We start from the raw sequence: 21,928 nt of genomic DNA, 5'->3' as shown, positions 1-21,928 counted from the left end.
TTAAAAGAAAATAGGAATTTTGTACCTGAGACAGTACCAGATGCTGTCTTTTTTATTTGCACAAATATGAAAGGAGTTTTGATATGCTGAAAGGAATTGTGAAATGGTTTGATGTACGGAAGGGATTTGGATTTATTACAGATGAGGACAACATTGATTATTTTGTCCATTATTCCGAAATCCATGGAGATGGTTTTAAACGGCTGAAGGAGGGGCAGAAAGTGAACTTTGAGCCAGGGGAGGATGACAGGAAACGAAGTGTTGCATTATCAGTGACGGTGGAGGAGCAGGAATGAATTGGCGAATCAGAATGAAAAAGCGGCATGCCTTGTTTGTTTTGGTTGCCACCTGTTCTGCTATCAGCTATCTATTTGGCTTTATAGCCCATGCGGAGACAGTCAGAGGTGAGGAGGGGAGGTTTGAGACAGGAGATACACTGGAGGTTGAGACTGGCCTCGGTGATGGATACAGCACATTGGGATTCACCTGTCTGGATACGGATTACCGGGGTGGATATCTGTTTGTGTCGGATGAGGTCATTCCCTACTCTCTGTGTGTCCGTTATGCGGCTTCCAATAACGATTATACCTACTCGGATGTCAGGACATGGCTTAACCAGCAGTTTGCTGATACCTTGTCAGTATCAGGGGACCTGCTCCCCGTAAAACTTTCAGAGACTGGGGATTCCATATCAGACCGGGTTTTCTGCCTGTCTGTTGATGAAGTAAAGAACCCTGCCTACAAAGCGATTACCAGAAAAATCTGGACACCGCAAAGAGGAATGCGCTACTACTGGACCAGGTCGCCTAGAGAGAACACGACAAACCAGGCCTATATGGTGCAATACAACGGACACATTGCTTCCAGCCGGGTATCATTAACAGAAGCCGGGGTCCGCCCGGCCTTTGTCATACAGAAGGGAGAACCAGATAATACACAGGGCAGAATCTGGTATACCGGGGATACGATGGAACGGTCAATTGCCGGGAAATCATATACCTTCCGCTGTATTGATCCAGATTACTGTGATGCCGGAAGTAACCGGAATGGAGCGCTGTTTCTCTGTGACACCATTATTGGTGGAAGCGAAAGCCTTTTTGACGGGAGGGCAAATGCCTGGGAAGCGTCTGATTTAAGGGCATGGCTAAACCAGGAATTGGAGGATAGGGAAAATCTTGCGGAAACGGTTACAACCTGCCCGTTTACCTATGCGGGAAAAAGTAATAATTACCAGATTTCAGCCCGGAGCTTTACAAAGCGCAGCCGCCCGGGAATTAAAGTCACGGACCAGATATTCTGCCTTTCATTGGAAGAAGCGCTCCGGTATCCGGATATCTTATGGAGGCTTGGTGGTGCAGAAGAGAATAATTTTATAAATGCAGGAACCTTCACGACGGGCTATTGGCTGCGTACACCTGCGGCCGGCGACGGAACGAAGGGTTATGCTGTTACCTATGACGGCCGGGTGGCACCGGAGGATGTAACCAATAAGAAAATCGGTATCCGTCCGGCGTTTGTGGTAGTTCAGGAATAAAAATTTGCACATAGGGAATTTTCTGAGAAAAAGGAGAACAAGATGAAGAAAAAGATGAAGAGGGGGCAGGCAGTTCTATCTGCATGGACCTTGATTGCAGCGATGGGGTTAACTCCAGTTCTTTCTGTATCATATCCAAACGGTATCGCTACCGTTTATGCAAAGGAGGCCGTTAACGAGGCGGTAGAAGAAGCCGGTACAGCTCCAATGGCCAGTCCGTCAGAAGCTAGGCGGGAGAAAGAAAAAGACAGCGCAGAAGGGGAAATGGCGCAAGCAGGTATCACCCAGACTGACCAGAAGGCGGACCAGGATGCAGGAACTTCAGATTTAGAGGACAAAACAGAAGCAAAAGCGGAGGAAGAGGAAAACGAGGCAGGAACGGAGGAAATCAAAACCAAGGAACCAGAGGCAGGGGCAGCAGAAGTCATTACAGATAAAGATGAGCTGATTCCGGCTACTCCTTCCAATGCTACTCCTTCCAATGCCATGTTTTACAAAGGTGCCTTGAATATTTGGGGCGGTATGGAAATGAGTGACCATTTTGATGGAGAGGGAACCGAGGAAGAACCTTACGAGATTAACTCGGATAAGGATTTAAAACTCCTGGCGTATCATGTTGCTAATGAGGAAGTGGACGGTTATGAGGGGTACTATTTTGCTTTGACACGGGACATATCCTTAAGCGATACTGCCTCCTGGCTGCCGATTGGATATTTTACAGAAGCCGGGGACAGCGAACCGAAACCATTTAAGGGGAATTTTAACGGACAGGGATACCGCGTGTATAACCTGAAAATCAGTGATACGACTCAGGATTATGCCGGGCTGTTCGGCAGTGTCCATGGAGCGGTGATTGAAAATCTGACGGTGGACGGACAGGTGAATGCTCACAGTAAGGCGGCACTTCTGGTTGGAGAGACGAACGACAGCACCATAAGTAATTGCAGCTCCAGAGGACAGGTGCGTGGCGTAGGTGTCATCGGTGGGATTGTTGGGGAAGCATATGACAGCGTGATTTTGGAGTGTACCAATACAGCTGGAGTCTTGGGGGGAACCGATACAGACGGCGTAAATGAAGCTTACGCTGGAGGAATCTGCGGCTCTGCCCAATCCTCCTTTATGAGTGACTGCACCAGTGATACCACAGATAGCTACAGCGCTCTTTACTCAGAAGGATATGTAGGCGGAATTGCAGGAAATATCTACGAAACGGAAATATATAATACATATGTGGAAGGTAAGGTTGGCAGCACGTCAGCGGATTATATCGGTGGTCTGGTGGGAAGGATGCGGAGCGGCCAGGTTAAGAATGGCCGGTTTGCAGGGACCATTGGAGCATCTACTTCATCGACATTAAAGACAGCGGGACTCTTTGTGGGATATATTGAAGGTGGGAACATTGATTTAGGAGATGATCTCGCCTATCTCTATACGGATAGTGAGGACAAGTACTCATTAAATCCCTTTGGAAATAAATTAACACCGCAAATTCGGCTGGAACATCACATCGGAGCATATTATTCCAACCAGCGGGATTTTTCCCTTTACCAGATGGGAAGTTTTATAAAGCAGACAAACCGTTATTTTTATGAGGAACTGGAAACGGGAGTTTTGGAAATTGGAAAAGAGAATATCCATCACTATGCTCCCAGTAAGACGGGAGATCCGGTCAGGGGGTATTTGATTACAATTCCGGCTGTGGACCATGGTACACTCTCTGTGCTGGAATCCCAGAATAATTTTGCAAAAGAAATCAACTGGGCAAACCCGGGAGCCGTAGCGAAGGGAGCCAAAGTCCTGGTGTATACAAGTCCTTTAAATGAAACGGAGTCAGAGCCCCCTGTATATTATGAATTGGTGCCGGATTCCCTGTCCTGGACAACCGACGATTTTGACAAAGAGGAAATCATACATACCAATGGGGCTGAAACCTCCTTTACCATGCCGGAAGGAAACATTACTCTATCTGCTAAATACCGGGCAATGACTAATGGTGTTATCCTGGATAAGACGGAGCTGACGTTTGAGATAGAACAGATACGCAGCGGTTCCCGTTGGAATCCGCAGATAGGCTGGAAGGTTACTGATCCGCAGAAACTGACGGCTACCGTGATACCGGATACGGCGGCAAACAAGAACATCATTTGGAATGTGAAAGATACGGATGGCTCATCTACCGATGTCATCCATGTTACAGAAAATGGGGAGGTATCGGTCAACCAGTCGGCAAAGTGGATTCAGGAGCTGATACAAGCCGGTGTGACCAATCAGGAATTATATCCGTCCAAAAAGATAACAACAGAAGGAACCAACTATGCGTCTGTTACGGTAACCACAGAAGCCGGGCAGAAGCGTTCCAGTGCATTTGTTACGGTGAATTTCAAGATTACTGACGATACGGTTGTCCCGGTATCAGATGTTAAGCTCGACCAGTCTGAACTGGCATTTGAGATTGTCAGGACATTAGAAGGGGACCGTTTGGATCCTACAGAACGTTATTCCGTCACACCTTCAAAGCGTCTTTATGAAACGATTACTCCGGAATATGCGGACAACAAAAATGTGAAATGGTCTGTAGGTGATGCGGATATGCTCCGGATTGATTCAGAGGGTATTGTGAGTGCCAAAGAGAATGCAAAGTGGATTTTAGATTTAATCAGGGCAGAAGAAGAGAGAAATAAAGAGCACCCTTACGCAAAAAAGGAAGCGTCTGGTACCCGTTCCAATTATGTGACGGTTACAACGGAAGATGGAGGAAAACAGTCGGTATGTGCAGTGAATCTTTCCTTCCGTACCGATGACCAGACCATAGCACATGTAGCATCGGTAGCCTTAGATAAAAGCGAACTTAAGTTCAGCATAGAGAAGGTGATGACCGGCAGCCGGGCCAACCCGTCTGTTTCCTATCAGGTGACGGATGCCCAGCAGCTTACTGCTTTCGTGATGCCAGAAGAGGCGGAGAATAAGGAGGTAAGCTGGAACTCGGTGAATGAAGCAGTGGTATCCGTATCAGGTAATGGTCTGGTGACAGTTTTGCCGGAGGCAGCATGGATAAAAGCCCTTGAGAAGGTCGATGCAGATAATCTTGCAAGAGACAAGTATTATGTATCCACGGCGGCGGGAACAATGGAAACCAGTATTCAGGTGCTTACCTTGGATGGGCAGAAGTCCGCAGAGTGCAAAGTCGTTGTAGCGTTTAAAACAACAGATCAGACACAGCGGCCATCAAGCGGTTCATCGGGTGGAAGTTCCTCCGGTGGTGGTGGCGGTTCCAGCCGTTCTGTCATAGGAAGTGCTATGAGTCCAAACTTTGACAGTGCTGGAACCTGGATTCAGGATAGTACCGGCTGGTGGTATCAGAATAAAGATGGAAGCTATCCGGCTGCCTGCTGGCAGCTGCTTACTTATAATGGGACAAGTGAGTGGTACCATTTTGATGAGAAAGGATATATGCAGACCGGATGGTTTACAGATACAGACGGGAACCGCTATTACCTCCATGCCGTTTCAGACGGGACCAGAGGACGTATGTATACCGGCTGGAACCTGATTGACGGAGTGTGGTACTATTTTAACCCCACATCAGACGGAACCAAGGGTGCTTTATTTATGAACCGCCAGACGCCAGACGGATACCGGGTAGATGCGTCCGGGGCTTGGGTAGAGTAGTTGGTAAAATTGTATATGGAAGGAAAGGCATGGAGAGAGTATTTTCATGCCTTTTCTTTTGTAGCCATTTTATGAAGTTATTGGGCGCTGGAAGGGATGCCTTTGAGGTAATTCCTTAAAAAAATTCAGAAATGCCCTCGACATAGATTCCAGAGACTTTGTATGCTATGGATAGAAGGAGGTGCTTATAATGAGAAAAAGTACAGGTTGGAAGCTGGCATTCATATTCCTGGCAGTTACCCTAAACCCGATGTCGGCGTATGCAGGAACATGGAAGAATACTTCAACCGGCTGTCAATACCAGAAAGATGATGGAAATTATGCGAGGGCGGAATGGATAACAGAGAATGGAACATCGTATTATCTGAATCAGAATGGAATTATGGCTGTAAATACTACTACACCAGACGGATACCTGGTGGCAGCAGACGGCAGTTGGGTGACCGAACAGCAGTCGCTTGGCGGCTATGTCCGAACCCCGTATGATAACCGGCCTTATTATTACGATCCAGAATGGCAGGTATATATCTTTGATGAAGATACGGACTATGCGTGGGTGAATGACACACGGGTATTGGCTGCGGTCAGGGGAATTATCCCTGCATCGGAGCTGTCAGAAAAGAACCAGGTAGTTTATGAGGAGGTGTGCAGGTTTCTGACTGGTTTTGACTATGGCGCCAGTGATTATGAAAAGGCGACCAGGATTTATGATGAGATTACATTACGTGCGACCTACAACCGGGGAAAATATACACAGGCAGATGATGAGGTCTACAGCATTCTGGTGAATGGGACTGGCAAGTGCGTTGGGTTTGCCAGGGCCTATAAACTTTTGGCTAATGCAGTAGGGCTTAAGTGCGCGCTTCGGGAGGATTACGTGCACATGTGGAATGCCGTATATATAGATGGTCAGGCAAAAAGCATTGATGTATCTTCAACGAGAACGGATGCGTGTTTTTATCTGGATGTAGTGGAACTCAAATGTCCGTTCTGCGATTACAGAAATGTATTCGGATTAAGGGAGGTTTGCCACCCTTGTCCAAACTGCAAAGCGCAGTTGTATAATCCTGATATGAATTAAATAGCCTAAGTCAAACCGGCACAGCAATGTTAGTCTGTGCCGGTTTTTTGGAAATGAGGAAAAATATGATACGACACGATAGCTTTTTCAAAAGACTGAAGCGTGGTGGCTCGCTGTTTTTAGCGGTGTTACTTGCGCTTCAGTCTTTTTTTAATGTTGGATTTAGTATTATTTCAGCAGATGCATCGGAGGGAGAAAACAGAGGAAGTACGTTTGCCTATTATGGCTCCCAGAATCTTTTAAAAGAGGGAGCAAGTTTTCCCTTTTATGGAAAAAACCATAATCGGGTTGGCCTTTGGCCATATGGGATTACCAATGTAGAAGGCGGCCATTCAGCACCTGGATACTGCCTGGAACCGAATAAGTCCATGCGTTCGGGCACTCCGGGAACGATTGTAACATATGACCTTGATACGGATGGTGACAACCTGCCCCTTGGGCTGACAAGAGAGGATGCAGAAATTTTATGGTACGCCCTCTCATCATCAGGTAATTTTGAAGGAGGCATTTCGGGAAATGGGAAAATCGGCCAGGGACATTATATTTTGGGGCAGGCAGCTACCTGGGCCATTATGTCAGGAAATTGGAATGGGTTAGATGATTTCCGTAGTCAGATGGAAGTCCTAATCGAGAACCTGAAAGATCCTATGCTTGCGGTATTGACAAGAGGAGCATTGGAACAATTTTTTAAACAGGTTAATGGAGCCGTGGAGGAAGGAGCCGTTCCAACCTTTGCATCTAAATTTCAAAGCCAGGCGCCGGTACATAAAATGAAGGAAAACGGGGATGGGACCTATAGTATTACATTGGAGTTTGACGGTGATGATTGGAGGCAGTCCACGCTTGTTTATGATTTGCCAGAAGGGTGGAATGTGTCTCTGGAACATGGCAGAATCACATTTACATGTACGACAGGTAATCCCGATATTGGCCTTGTGAGGGGACATTTTCAGGATGGCTCCCTGGGGGCTCAATACTGGGTTAAGCCAAATAGCTTTAAAATCTGGTATCCGGATGGTTGGAACGAGAGCAGTGCAGTAGATGGGAAACAGGCCATGATTACAATGGCAGGGAAACAGGAATCGTGGGAGGTTTGGCTGTCTTTTGGAAAAAGTACAACACACCGCGGGGAAGGAGACTATGAAATTCCATATACCCAGTACCTTCATAAGGAGACCTTTAAGCGGGATTATGTCATTGAACTGGAAAAGCAGTGTTCCGAGACAGGGAAAACTTTGGAAAACTCCACCTTTGAAGTATTAGAAAAGTTTGAGTTTTCGCAGCTTGACGGGACAAATCTGGAAAAAGACCAGTTTATGAAAATGGTGCCCACATCAGAAGGGAAATTTGAAGATTTAACTGTGTGCGATATGGGGCTTGGTACAGATGCCAACGGACATTTTTCGCATTCGGATAAGAAGCTTTATAAATATGAGAAGACTTATTGTGGGGGACACCCAGATCCAGTCATTCATTATGTGGATGGTGACTCTGACTCGGCCGATGAAGAAAATGAACGCCGGAAGAAAAAAGCCTGGGATGCCTGGCAGGAGTGCGTGGACTGGTGTGAGGAAAATTGTGATTTCCATTCCATCGATGAGGGCGTTGCCAGAGACTTAATGGAGGAGGACCGGGATGAGGCATGGAGTACCTATATTCACCTGAAGCGTATTTACACAGTCAGGGAAACAGACGCCAGAACCGGATATATCCTTCATGACCTGCACAATGATGATGTCTCCATTGAAATTGTTGAATTTTCATCTTCTCAGTCAGAAGGAGAGGGTGCCATTACCGGCTATTACCCTGGCAATCGGGCAGTTTCGGTTCGAGAGATGGAGGATGTGCCGCAGTTGTCAAAATCGGAGAAGGTTACAGATATTGTTCAGGCGGGAATGTCAGATGAAGGGAATCAAACCAGTGATTCAGTTACCGGACAGGAAAAAATACCTGAGGATAAAGGGAATGAACAAGAGCCTGCTACTAAGGAACATGAGAACACAAAGAAACATGAATCGGAATCTTCCGGTGACACAGCAGAGAACGGCGAGGAAGGGGAGAAGGAGGTGGAGGCCGGGTCAGAGGAAACAGCAGATACAACAGAAATAAAAGAGTCTGATGAGGCATCCCAGCCATCAATGGAAAACAGAGAGGAAACAGATGAAGAGGCCAGTCCTGAAGCTGAAACGCAGGATTCTGGAAATGAAGCTGAATCAGTGGAAGAAGAGACCATAACAGAGGACCTTCCTACCGTAGCAACCAGATCCCAGATAGGGATAGAAAAGGACGTGGCCACACCGTCAAATGCGTCCACCTATTTGGTTTCACGCCCGGCCTCTATAAAAGTTGGAACAGGCGGACACTGGGAATGGGATGGTGTCCAGGAAGACAGTGAGGTGGCACCGATTGAGCAAGGCAGCTATCCGTCCGGGTACATTGGTTACGCTTATCTGGTGAAGGATCACAGGACAGAAGGAGAGCTGCATATTAATAAGCGGGATAAAGAACTTTTTGAGCTGGAAGAGGACAGCTATGGAAAAGCCCAAGCAGATGCAACCTTAGAGGGCGCTGTATATGGACTATATGCGGCAGAGGACATCAGGCATCCAGATGGGAAAACCGGTGTTGTATTTTCTGCGGGGGAGTTGGTATCCATTGCCACAACGGATAAAAATGGTGATGCTTCATTCTTAACCATAACAGAAGTATCAGAAACCTCAAGAGAGGTACCGAATCTCTATACGGGTAATGAAGTACGGAATGGAAATGGCTGGATTGGACGTCCGCTTATTTTAGGCAGTTATTATATAGAAGAAATCTCACGCTCTGAAGGTTATGAACGTTCTGTAACCGGCAAGAACTTATCTGAGAGCAATCGAACAGGAAAGCCTATTGTCTTAACCGCGTCAGGGAGTGCCTATACAGATGGATTTACCCATAGTATTAATGAATGGTTTGAGGATTCCTATGATTTTACGGTTAAATATTATAAAACAAAGGGTTTCGATATTCTGCTTTCCGGTCTCCCGGAGCGTGTCAAGGCATATGAGGTGACAAGAAAAGAGACTGCATCACAGGAGCAGGTGATAACTGGAACAGAGCGCGTAGAGAAAAAAGATGCGCAGGGAAATATCCTGTACCGGACTGCCGAGGGTGGAGAATACAAGTTAGACGAAACCGGGAATAAGATTATAAAATTAGATGATAGCGGCAATCCGGTGTTGTCTGACCGGGCGCTCACCCAAACGGTTTCGGCAGTGAACCGATTAAATGATTATATCTCATCCATTGAGCGGGAGGAACCGTCCGATTTGGATATGGAAGAATCAGAAGATATTGACGAGGATTATATTTTGTGGGAGACGTCATCGGCTCTTGCTCTTTCGGGGTATAAGAGTGGGCTGTCTGATTACCCGTTTAAAAAACTCAAATTATCTGGAAAGACAAATGGGAAGATGATAGATGAGATTCTGACCTTCTGCTCCTCGGAAAGTTTTTGGGATGCATATGATGTAGATGCAGTATATGAGGAGGCGGGAACCTGGTATGCAAGAATTCGTTATGGATATAAAGCATTGGCGAACCAGCCAGCCATTTACGAAAGCGGCAGTGGTCTTTTAGTAATCCGAAAGGAATATGAGGCCGGGTTTTATTATGCAGTCTATGAAGAGGGACAGTATGATATGGATGGTTACCGCTTCACAGTAGAGAAAAAGGAACTGGACCTGGAGGCTTTGGGGCAAGACGAAATTCTGATAAAGACGGTTTATGCACCTGTCTATGAGACCTATGCGGCTGGGGAGTTCATTTTGGACAGTGAAGGACAGAAAATCCCGCAGATGGAGGCGGTTCCAATCTATACCAGCCAGGAGGTGGTTTCCTATGAGGAAATTCTGACCCCTGTAAAGACAACCGCAGTGGAGGGCCAGGTGAGCATCCATGTGGATACGGACGAGGAATTTACAGAGGGGGAAAAACATGAGAGAACTTACAGGGTAGTGACAGAACAGAAAATAACAGAATATACAGCAACCGTGAACGTCATGACGACCAAACCTGCACAGGAGAGTGGCTCTTATCTAAAGTTCCCTGTATTATTCTATCCGGGCCAGTATGAAATCTATGAAGATAATGGCACACGGAAAGAGCCGGTTATTATGCTGGAGCGGGTGATTAAGCAGGCAATCGAGGTGAAAAAGGATATTGCTCTGGACTCCTATGAGCATAATACCTATGAGATTCACCGTGACCCGTTTACCGTTCTTTTTGGAGGGTATAACGGAACACAGGAGACGAAGACGCTTCCCGGCTTTTTCTTTAAACTGTATCTGCGTTCTGATTTAGAGAAAACAGACAAGCTTATGAAAAAGGAAGATGGCAGTTATGACTATGTAACATTTTTCAAGGAAAATCCCGATGCTGCGTTTGAGCTTGCAATTGAGTGGGATTTGGAAAAGTATGATGCAGACGGGGATATGACAACCGTACATGCAAACCGGGGCGGCGGGAAGGACGACTACTGGGGACAAAGCAGGATGCTTCCTTACGGTACATATGTTTTGGTGGAGCAGCAGCCAACAGGCATCCCACAAAAACATTATGAGATTGATGCGCCTCAGGAGGTAGAGATTCCTTTTGTTCCACAGATAGATGCCGATGGTACAGTACATGATAAAATCCCATCTAAGGAATATCTTTACGACTCTGCCATGACACCGGAGGAATTGACTGAGCGTTATCAGATTCGATTTAATGAAGAAACCCATATCATATATGCGCATAATAATGACGGCGATTTTGAAGTGTTTAAGTATGGTCTGGAGCCGGACAGCAGAAGGGATTGCCAGAATGAGACAGTAGCGAGGTATTATCATTACGGCTCTATCAGCGAGGATGCTGGAAGTGCAGACCAGGTGTATTATGAAACTTATTACGACCGGGATGGAACGATAGCGGATTATGGTGTAACAATGAATGGAGTGGTTACCATGACCGGAAAGTCTACTGCCGTGGACCGGATGTACGCGAAAGCACTTGTACCCTGGAGTGTGTTAGATCCCAGATATGGAGAAGTAATCAACGATGACGGCGATATCGGAAACCGGGAAGCTGGCCTGGAGACAGATGGAACCTTTAATTTTATTTCCTTTGCAGTCAAGGATTTTGAGAATGAGTTTTACAGCTCCAGGCTCAGGATTGAGAAATTGGATTCTGAAACTGGAGAAAATATTCTGCATGAAGGAGCGCTCTTTAAGATTTATGCAGCCAAAAGGGACGTGATTGGAAATGGTGCTTCCGGTGTGACAGGAAGCGGGGATATCCTGTTTGATGAGGAGGGAACGCCTCTCTATGAGGAACGTGAACAAATTTTCATGCAGGACGACACCGGAGCGGAAGTAGGGGTTTTTAAGGCTTACACCACAATCCGGGACGGAGAAGTTGAAGGAGAGGACGGAAGCCTGCATACAGAGAAGCAGTGCGTGGGGTATCTGGAAACGTATCAGCCGTTAGGCGCCGGCGCTTATGTTCTGGTGGAGGTAGAGGCACCGGATGGATATGTGAAGTCGAAACCTATTGCATTTACGGTATACAGCGACAAGGTGGAATATTATGAAGACGGCAATCAGGAGAAAAGGACGCAGGCGGTAAAATACCAGTACATGCGTCCCATTGGCGCTGACGGGAAAACCGTTGTAGAGGATATGCACCAGATTATTGTAAAGAATGCACCTACACATATAGAAATACATAAGCTGGAAAACCGTGCGGATGCCGTCACATACCGTGTAGAGGGAGATGAAAAGCAGCTAAAAAACCGCGGGGACGTGGATTTACAGTATAAACCCAATGGGGAATTTGCCGGGTTTGGTTATGTGACAAAACGCCTTGAAAACGGTCAGGAGAAGATATATGTGGAGAATGCAACACTGACATTGTATGAGGGGTTGGAAGTAAAGCAAACTGGGGAACACGAGTATGAGAAAGTCAAGGTGAAGAGAAATCTATTTGGCTCAGTAATAGGAATCCAGGCGTATGATACCGGCGTGGATACCGATATAAGACAGACTGGGACAAACGCAGCAGGGCAGGCGGAGTGGGATATTACAGAAGAGGATAATCCACCCGTGGACATATGGTATTTTGACTTAAAATATGATCCCACAGAACTTGATGAACAGACCGGCATCCTCTATGGACTGGATGACTGGGGGAACCGTCTCTGTATGTTGGATTCAGAAACAGGTATGGCTTATGTGACAGATAAAACCGGCGCAGTGATTGTCTGGCCGCTTGATGAAAATGGGGATAAAATCATTTCCCAATCCGTAGAAGTATATACCAACGGGGAAGGAAATTCATCTATCAACATGGATTTGCAGCCAGTACCAGATGAAAACGGGCTTCCTATCTATTATAAGGATGGCGGTGTTATATGGATTGAGAATGAATGGGTGACGGACCATGGTGCCTGTGAAATTGCAAGAGTAAGGCAGGGCGCCTATATCCTGGAGGAGACAGCTGCCCCGTTGTCAGACGGTTATGTACAGTCCGCATCAGTCGGTGTGATTGTCCGTGATGTAAGCGAGAAGCAGTCCTATGTGATGGAGGATGATTACACAAAGATTGAGGTATCAAAGCTTGATATGACTTCCAGAAAAGAGATTGAGGGCGCGGTTTTAACACTCTACGAAGCATACCGCGTCTATGATGATTCCGACCGGGGGTGGCATTTGGAAATTCTCCGGGATATGGAGGACAAACCGATTGTAGCGGAACGATGGGTGTCAGAAGGAAACGTTCCACACTGGATTGACCATATCATGCCGGGAGATTATATTCTTCAGGAAACAAGAGTACCAACAAAGGCCGGCTATGTGACGGCGGAGGATGTGGAAGTCACCATATTGGAAACCGGTGAAGTACAAGGCTATGTAATGGAAGATGATCATACAGCGGTAGAGGTTTTAAAGCTGGACTCCCGGACCGGGGCTGTGATGGATAATCTTCACCGGGCCACACTGGCTTTATACGAAGCCCAGGTAGATGAGAATGGGGAAGTGCAGTATAGAGATGATGGAACCATACTCTATCATCAGGAAAAGAAGGTGTATGAATGGCAGACAGATGATGGAAGTGATGTGAGAAAAACGGCCCATCAGGTTACCATACCGGGTGGACACAGCTACACGGCCTATGATTATGAGATAGAGCAGGTTCCGGGAACAAGTCAGGCGGTTTGCTATATCACGGAGACAGGAGCCATGCGTTTTGAGTATCTTCCTGTGGGGAAATATGTGTTGGTAGAAGAGCAGGCTCCTTACGGCTATACAGTGGCAGCACCGGTTTATGTACCAGTCCTTGATGTGGGTTCTAAGGAACGGGTGCAGACCATTACCATGACAGACGAACCGATTCAGGTACTCCTGACAAAAGTGAATGTGACAGGTGGAAAAGAAATTTCCGGAGCCACAGTTGCCGTCTACCGTGCAAAGGAAGATGGTACACTTGCCAAACACCAAATGAAAGACAAAAACGGGAATCTGTTGTATGTAACCGATACGGACGGGAATCTGTTGCAGGATGAAGACGGGAACCATATTCCGGCTATGGAGTACGAAGAGGCGTATCTGGTGGAACGCTGGATTTCCGGCTCAGACGGAACATACACGAAGCGGGACCAGAAAGAAGGCAGGATACCGGAAGGTTATGAAATCGGGGATTTAAGGCTTCATGAGTTAAGTCAGCCAGCCGCAGGGAATTACTATTTTGTTGAGGAACAGTCTCCCTTTGGATATGTGAGGGCTGCAGAACTGCCGTTTGCGATTGTTGATACACTGGATATTCAAAAGATTGAACTGGTAAATGAACTGATTCTGGGCCAGGTTGAGATTATCAAGACCGATAAAAGGAATCCGGAACAAGTTTTATCAGGTGCAAGGTTCCGATTGTCCAATCTGGATACCAATGTGGCGACCATTCTGATAACGGATTCCGATGGTCGGGCAGTCAGCTCCCCGGTCCCCATTGGAGGGATAGGAACGGATGGGGCGGTAAGCCTCTATCATTTCCGGATACAGGAGGTGGAAGCGCCTGACGGTTATCTGCTTGACCCGACAGTCCACGACTTCCAGTTTAATATAAAGACAGACCAGTACCAGACGCTCACCTATCAGTATGAAGCAGCGGATAGCCCTAATAGGGTTATCATTTCTAAAAAGCAGCTTACAACAAAGGAGGAACTGCCGGGCGCCAGCTTAGAGGTCCGCAGAGTCACAGAGATGGTTGACAAGGACGGAACGGTTATACGGATTGACGGTGATGTGATTGAAAGCTGGATTTCCACGGAGGTCCCGCACGAACTGGAATGCCTGACAGAGGGAATGTATGTCCTAATCGAGACACGGGCACCGGAAGGATATATAGAAGCAGAGAAAGTGTACTTTACAATATCCGGGAACATGACAGTGGATGACATGCCTATGGTGGAGATGTTTGATGATGACACCAAGATTGAAATCAGAAAGGTGGACAGTGAAACCGGAAATCCTTTAAAGGGCGCGAAGATGCAGCTGATTTTGGAAGCGTCCGGGGAAATCATTAAGGAATGGATTACAGATGAAACCGGAGCGATTCAGTTCTTCGGTCTCCCGGCAGGCGTGTACTTAGTGAAAGAGGTAGAGGCTCCGGAAGGATACCAGATACCGGAAGGTCCCATGCGGATTACCGTGACCAAAGATTATAAGCAACAGACGTTTGTAATGGAGAACCGGATGACCGAATTGATGATTGACAAACTGGACGAGGAGACCAGGGAACCGGTAACAGGAGCAGTGCTGCAGCTTACAGATGGGGGAGGAAATCAGGTGGCGAAATGGGTTACCACTGGGGAACCGGAACTAATCCGCGGCTTAAAGGCAGGCTGGTATATACTGGAGGAAATCCAGGCGGCAGACGGCTACCTGCTTTTAAAGGAACCAGTGAGAATCGAGATTACGGAGAAAGCAGGAATACAAACCGTTACCATTACAAACCGGAAACTTGAAGTGGAAGTGGCAAAAACAGATAAAGAGACCGGAGAAAACCTGGCGGGAGCAAGACTTCAGTTGATTCGAGATGCCGATGGCATGGTATTGAAAGAATGGGTAAGCGGGAAGATACCTGAAATTTTTAAAGGACTTTCTGTCGGAGAATATACAATCAGGGAATTGACGGCCCCAGAGGGCTATGCAGTAACAGGGCGTTTAAACTTTTGCGTGAGCGGAACCGAGGAAAAGCAGGAGATTAACCTGGTAAATGAGAAGATTGTGGTGGAACTCCAGAAGACGGACACCTTGGAAGGCAGCCCAGTGGAAGGGGCGGTTCTTCAGCTTCTAAAGGCTGCGGGGACAAACGAGGAGACTGTAATGAAAGAATGGGTGTCAGGAAAGGAGCCGCTTATTTTAACAGGAATACCGTCTGGTATCTATACAATAAGGGAAACACAGGCACCGGAAGGATATGTCCCAATGGAGGATATGAAAATTGAGATCCTTCCTAATCAGACCATGCAGCATTTTGATATTAAAAACCAGCCAATCCAGATAGAGATAGGAAAGGTTAGCGGAGAAACAGGAAAACTGCTGGGCGGCGCTGTTCTTCAACTGGTAAGAGATTCGGACGGTACAGTAATCCGGAAATGGACATCCAGGGACGGTGAGGCTGAACACTTTAAAAACCTTGCGGGCGGTACGTATATAATACGTGAGGTGAAGGCTCCCTCCGGCTATGAGAAAATGGAGCCGCAGGAAATAGAAATAAAAGATATTGAGGCGATACAGGAATTTGTGGTCAAGAACTATAAAATCACCCATTCAGGTGGCGGCGGTGGCAGCACTCCGAATCACCCGAGACCCTCAGCGGAGTATATGGAACTGTTTAAGATTGATGGAAGAACTGGCCAGAAGCTTGCAGGGGCAAAGATTACCGTTTACAATCCAGACGGCAGTGTCTATGCGGAAGGATTTACAAATGCAGCAGGAATATTCCGGTTTAAGAAACCTTTAAAAGGAGCCTATACATTTAAAGAGACGGAGGCACCAGAGGGATACTATCTAAATGAGGTACTGCATGCGTTTGCAGTAACTGAAGATGGGACCATAGAAGGGGATACGACTATGGAAAACTACAGTAAAACAGAAATGATAATCTCTAAAGTGGATGTAACAACAGCAGAGGAACTGCCTGGCGCCGAGATCGAGGTCACAGACCAGGACGGAAACCATATCTTCTCCGGCATTAGTGATGAAAAGGGAAAAGTATATTTTCCGGTCCCGTCTCCGGGGGAATATCATTTCAGGGAACTGACAGCACCGGAAGGGTATGACAGAAACGAGACGGTCTTTTCATTCACGGTGTTTGAGGACGGCAGTATAATTGGCGACAATACCATTACCGATCAGAAACATTACGGAACAATCACGGCCAATTATGAGACAAATAGAAGGGGAGAGGGTGATTTGATGGTCGGTGAACTTAATCATGCACCAAAGACAGGAGATACCAGCTATTTTGTAGGGGTGTTCATGGCATGGCTTGCATCCGTAGTAAGCCTGTTAATTGTTTCCCTCTCAAAGTGGAGAAAAAAACAAAAGAAATCAAAAACAGGGATAAAGGCTGGCATGTTTCTATTGTTGGCAATAATGGTAGTTAGTACGCCGGTGATGGAGTCTCAGGCAGCGGAAGATGTAATTGAAAATATATATGAGGAACACCAGTATACAACGGAAAACCCCGATTCTAATGAAGCAGAAAAGCTGTTTGAAAAAGAAATTGAGAGAGACGGAAAAAAATACCGTCTCTCAGAAATCCGGACAGAAGTGCTGGAAGAACAGGGGAAAAGGAGTTCTGGAAATTCTTTTGAAATCGCAACAAGCCCGTTTATTGATGGAAAAGTGGAGGTTAGGCCGAAAGAACAGATAACCCGGAATGGAATTACTTATCATTTGGTAAAATCCCAGAAGGAAGCAGCCGTTATACGGGCTCATGAGGTACCGGTAAGTGAGGAAGTCTTATATGAAGCAGTGGAAGCCAAGGACATGATACCGTCAAAAATCAAGATGACGGTAACAGATGAGAAAACCGGGCAGATGATGGAGACTATTGCAAAAATTTCTGACCAGACATTTGGCGGGGAGCGCCTGGACGATACATTTTCCTTTTCAGCTGTGTTCCATGAATATGGGCTGGACGGCTATTGGATTGGGGACCAGGTTTTTAAACTGAGTGGGACTGAACCAGACTTCACCGGATATGAAGGGCAGCTCCTTTCTCTGATTGAGGCTGATGCTGAGCATTATACCATAGAAGCAGCAAGGTGGGATGGGGAAGCTTACACAGATGAAGCGGGTATCCTATGCCGTAGGGTTGTTATAACTGGTACCAAGAAGGTGAGTGACTGCACAGTGATATATGAGGGAAGTGCCTATTTTCCGGAGGAGGAAGGCGTACGCCTGATTTCTACCTATGATAGCGGGGAAGAAGAGGTAGAGCAATACACCATGAAAGCAACGGGGGTTTACATACCTAAAAAGAACCATGGAGCAGCGGTCGCCACTGTGATTGGTGTTACCAGTGTCGGTGCAGGTACTGCAGGATATACCTATTATCGGAAAAAGAAGCAGAATCAAAACGTATAAGCAAAGAGGGGAGGAATGGGACATATTTCTCCCCATAATAAATTTATGAAATACCCTTGTATTAAGGAATAACCGTTTTATACAATAGATCTATATTAAGGAGGAAGGAGATAGAAGAAATGAAAAAAAAACAGAAAGTAGTCCGGATACATCCGCGTAAGAAACCTAACCTTGCAATGCCCGTTTGTCCTTACTGTGGACGAGACGCTGTTATGCGGCCAGCCGAGTATGTGTATGGTGATGATACGATAATTGCAGGAAGCATGCTGTATGTATGCAGCGGATATCCGGATTGCAATTCCTATGTAGGAGTTCATAGAGGAACGAAAAAGCCTATGGGCTCTTTGGCGGATAAAGAACTTCGTAATAAAAGAATCCGCGCGCATCGTGCCATGAACAGACTGATTGAAAGTGGGTGCATGTGCAAAAATGGAGTTTATGCCTGGTTATCCTGCAGCTTAAACCTGCCGCCTAAAGAGACACACATCGGATGTTTTTCAGATTATATGTGTGAGCAGACCATCATGGAGTGTGAGCGAGTATTAGAAAATTGGAAAGGAAAAAGAGCTGCATAAAAGGGGGCATAAGCACATGAGATTAGAGCCATCAGATAAACCAATGTACCACAGAATGGATCAAAGGGATAGAGCATTGATTATGATACCTGTTTTTGGAATAGCAGCCTCATTGGGGCTGTTTTTTCTTGCGGCCCGTTTTCCGGCCATCATCGGTGGACCATTCATCGGACTTGGTGTGTGTGGTATGTTTGGAAGCGCAATTCGCTATTGGAAGCTAAAGCAGTTGATTATGCCATTAAGCGGATGCTGCTTAGAAATTCAGACCAGTTGTTTTGTTGCAAGGCAACCTTGGAAGAAGGAACACTACGAGCAATGCAGAATCTATTTTAAGGAAGTTCAGGCGCTAATAAGGGAAGCCAAAGCAGGCGGTTTTTATCTACAGATTCCAGAAGGCGGTGAGAGTGAAATCCGTGGGTCTGGAGAAAACCGGCGGTGTCTTTTCTATGTCAGCCCATTTGGTTACCCGGAGGAGAAGATGCAGGCCGTGTACCAGACCATAAAAGAAAGGCTGCCTGAAACGGCAGAAATATATGAATATGAAACATGAATGGATGGGAGTTCCGAAAATGTTAATGAAAAAGCTAATCATAAATGCAGGTGTCATACTGGGCATCCTGGCAGCGGGAGTTTTTATGGAGATTCATCAGGAGGGAGAAGGTGTTTTAAAACTCACAATACTATGCGTGACCGGCCTGGGTCTTTACTTTCTATACCTTTGTCAGGTTATTTTCCAGAAGAAATATGAGACGCTGGTGGGAGAAGTGACCCTGATACAAAACTGTAAGGGCAGAAAAAGATATTGGGAAATTGAGGTGGTAGATGGGGAAGGAAAGGCAAAGCGGCTTCTGGTACCGGTTCAGAGCGGGGTGAGGAAAGGGATTGTGTACCGATTTTTCTTGAAGAATGATATTTTGCTGGGGGTGGAGGAAATGTGATGAGTTATAGAAATATATAGTAATCTGAGGGTGAAGTATGTCAAAGATAGCTGTATCCTGCTTGACTACTTCAGTAGTAATAGCAGTAAGCGTATGTAGTAAAATCATTGTATGATTTATTGTTTATATGCCAGATTTTTTTTATAAAATAATTTTAGGCTATCTCTTGACAACAAAGAAAGCAAGTGATATATTCTATGTGACGATATAAGGCATTTAGTCATAAGGAGGTGAGGAAAATTGCCGCGCTTTACAGAACAAGAAAAAGAAATCATAAACAGGAAACTTTTGATAGAGGGGGAAAAGCTGTTTGCAGCACACGGCTTGAAAAAAGTAACGGTTGATGATTTAGTAGCTGCTGTAAATATATCGAAAGGTTCATTCTACGCTTTTTATCCGAGTAAAGAACACCTATATGTAGAAATCAATTTTCGCTTACAGAAAGAGCTATTTACTAATATTGAAACAACAATTAAAGGAAGAAAGTATGAAAATCATAGGGACTTAACAAAAGATGTTATCACTTTGGGGGTAACTGGGTTGATTAATTCTCCTATTCTTTCGCAGATCGATTTGTCTTTAATGGACTATCTGCAAAGGAAACTTTCGCCAGATATATTTGACAGTCATATGCACAATGATATACATATACTGGAAATGCTTGAAGATTTAGGGGTTATTTTTACGATTCCGCATACGGTTATCATAAAATCCCTGTATTCTGTTTTATCCTGTTTGGAACAGTTCAAGGAGGATAAAGAACTGAATATGATACAAAATCTTTTAGTGAATGGCATTGTTCAACAAGTAGTAGCAGAGTAACAATTTTGTTTGGTTATTTGACAGGCAGATAGCCAAACATATTTTTTACAGTTTGTATGACTATATATTTTTATGAGTCATAAAGTCTGAGGAGGACAAAATAATGATCGATGTAAAAAAACTGTATTTTAGCTATACTGACAAACCGTTTGTCGAGAATGTAAGTTTCCATGTTGGGAAAGGAGAAATTTTTGGATTTTTGGGCCCTTCTGGTGCCGGAAAATCAACCATTCAAAAAGTTTTGACCGGACTTAATACAAAATATAAAGGCAGCGTAAAAGTTGCAGGTACAGAAATACGGGAGCGTACAAATCGGTTTTATGAAAATATCGGTGTTGATTTTGAATTTTCAACCTGTTATGAGAAATTCACTGCACGACAAAATCTCGCCTATTTTGCTTCTCTGTATGAAAAGCAGCCCCGGTCTATTGACGAACTATTGCATATGGTTGGATTGGAAAATGACGGAGATAAAAAGGTTGGCGACTTTTCCAAAGGTATGCGTTCCCGCTTGAATTTTATCAAAGCGTTGATACATGACCCAGACATATTATTCCTTGATGAACCGACAAGCGGTCTTGACCCTACGAATAATCGTTTGATGAAAGATATTATCCTTGCAGAAAAGAAACGTGGAAAAACGGTTATCATTACTACTCACAATATGTTTGACGCAACAGAGCTATGTGATCAGGTAGCCTTTATCGTTGCCGGAAAAGTAAGCGCATTGGATAGTCCCCATAATTTGATTATGTCAAGGGGGGCTGCAAAAATACAATATACCTACTATGACAAAGGTGAGAAAACGGGAGAATGTCTGCTTGATAGAACCACAGAAGATAAGTTATTGAAAAACTTAATTTCCGAAAACCGTCTGCTTTCCATTCATAGCAGTGAGCCTACATTAAATGATATTTTTGTAGATATTACAGGGAGGACACTTCAATGAGATTGGGACGTTTAATTTGTGGTGATATACATTTCCAATGGAAATATGGTTTCTATTTTATCTACTTTATTTTAACCGTTTTATATGTGTGTGGGATTGCCGCTTTGCCGGAACATTGGAAAACGGATATTGCTTCTATTATGATATACTCTGACCCGGCAGCAATGGGATTGTTTTTCATGGGAGCGATTGTTCTTTTGGAAAAAAGTCAAAAGGTATTAAATGCTATGGTGGTATCTCCTGTAAAAATATCTGAATATATACTTTCAAAAACAGTTGCGTTGATTGCTATTTCTACGGTAATTGCATTGATATTAGGGTTAGTTTCCGGCAGCAATCATTTGCTTGGTATCGCAGTTGGTACTGCTTTGACATCAGCAATCTTTACTATGCTTGGAATTATTGCAGCTACAAAGATTTCAAACTTGAACCAGTTTCTTATTGTAATTATGCCGATAGAAATTGTTTGCTTTGTTCCACCTATTGCTGGTCTGTTTGTGACTTTACCAAATGTGTTTTGCTTTTTTCCGTTCATGGCTTGTATGAACCTTATAACTGGAAAAAGTATGTTACTATCGTTCGATATGGTAATTGTAATTGCTACGCTGATTATCCTCTACATAATTGCAAGGGATACAGTTGAGCATATGTGGAAAAGTTTGGGAGGTGTAAAGCTATGAAAAGG

11 protein-coding genes are annotated in these 21,928 nt (G+C 45.2%); all 11 read left to right on the top strand.

The annotated features are described in order from the left end of the window. Window positions 1-83: 83 nt before the first annotated feature. The 11 genes from ACLTWA_RS19885 (at window position 84) to ACLTWA_RS19835 (ending at window position 21,923) form a co-directional block, all read left to right on the top strand. The gene (locus tag ACLTWA_RS19885; RefSeq protein WP_002591407.1) at window positions 84-296 is read left to right on the top strand and encodes a cold-shock protein; all 213 of its coding nucleotides are present in this window, start codon (window positions 84-86) and stop codon (window positions 294-296) included. After that, a complete protein-coding gene (locus tag ACLTWA_RS19880) occupies window positions 293-1,534 on the top strand; it encodes a DUF6273 domain-containing protein (protein ID WP_117565641.1) in 1,242 nt (413 codons plus the stop codon). The genes ACLTWA_RS19885 and ACLTWA_RS19880 overlap by 4 nt, the downstream gene beginning before the upstream one ends. 42 nt (window positions 1,535-1,576) lie before the next feature. Beyond that, a complete protein-coding gene (locus tag ACLTWA_RS19875; RefSeq protein WP_412329620.1) occupies window positions 1,577-5,203 on the top strand; it encodes an Ig-like domain-containing protein in 3,627 nt (1,208 codons plus the stop codon). A gap of 190 nt (window positions 5,204-5,393) precedes the next feature. Next, window positions 5,394-6,284 carry a transglutaminase domain-containing protein gene (locus tag ACLTWA_RS19870; protein WP_055654125.1) on the top strand — a complete coding sequence of 297 codons (891 nt, stop codon included), beginning with the start codon at window positions 5,394-5,396 and terminating at the stop codon, window positions 6,282-6,284. Window positions 6,285-6,349: 65 nt separating this feature from the next. After that, window positions 6,350-17,959, top strand: a complete 11,610-nt coding sequence (locus ACLTWA_RS19865) for a SpaA isopeptide-forming pilin-related protein (RefSeq protein ID WP_412329619.1) — start codon at window positions 6,350-6,352, stop codon at window positions 17,957-17,959. A 119-nt stretch (window positions 17,960-18,078) separates the two neighbouring features. Beyond that, window positions 18,079-18,534 (top strand): zinc-finger-containing protein, encoded by a 456-nt coding sequence (locus ACLTWA_RS19860; RefSeq protein ID WP_172683611.1) that lies wholly within the window; start codon window positions 18,079-18,081, stop codon window positions 18,532-18,534. A 16-nt stretch (window positions 18,535-18,550) separates the two neighbouring features. After that, a complete protein-coding gene (locus tag ACLTWA_RS19855; RefSeq protein ID WP_117565649.1) occupies window positions 18,551-19,084 on the top strand; it encodes a hypothetical protein in 534 nt (177 codons plus the stop codon). A gap of 19 nt (window positions 19,085-19,103) precedes the next feature. Then, entirely contained in the window at window positions 19,104-19,472 is a 369-nt protein-coding gene (locus tag ACLTWA_RS19850; RefSeq protein ID WP_117565962.1) for a hypothetical protein, read from the top strand. A 240-nt stretch (window positions 19,473-19,712) separates the two neighbouring features. Continuing rightward, entirely contained in the window at window positions 19,713-20,294 is a 582-nt protein-coding gene (locus tag ACLTWA_RS19845; protein ID WP_006775582.1) for a TetR/AcrR family transcriptional regulator, read from the top strand. Between the two features lie 103 nt (window positions 20,295-20,397). Then, a complete protein-coding gene (locus tag ACLTWA_RS19840) occupies window positions 20,398-21,243 on the top strand; it encodes an ABC transporter ATP-binding protein (RefSeq protein ID WP_002591416.1) in 846 nt (281 codons plus the stop codon). Then, entirely contained in the window at window positions 21,240-21,923 is a 684-nt protein-coding gene (locus ACLTWA_RS19835; RefSeq protein ID WP_006775583.1) for an ABC transporter permease, read from the top strand. Before ACLTWA_RS19840 ends, ACLTWA_RS19835 begins: the two co-directional genes overlap by 4 nt. The last annotated feature ends 5 nt before the right edge of the window (window positions 21,924-21,928 follow it).

Origin of the sequence: Lacrimispora sp., assembly GCF_046972725.1 — a bacterium.
Classification (GTDB): domain Bacteria; phylum Bacillota; class Clostridia; order Lachnospirales; family Lachnospiraceae; genus Lacrimispora.
Note: the sequence above shows the minus strand (reverse complement) of the source record. Positions and strands in the feature narration are given on the sequence as shown.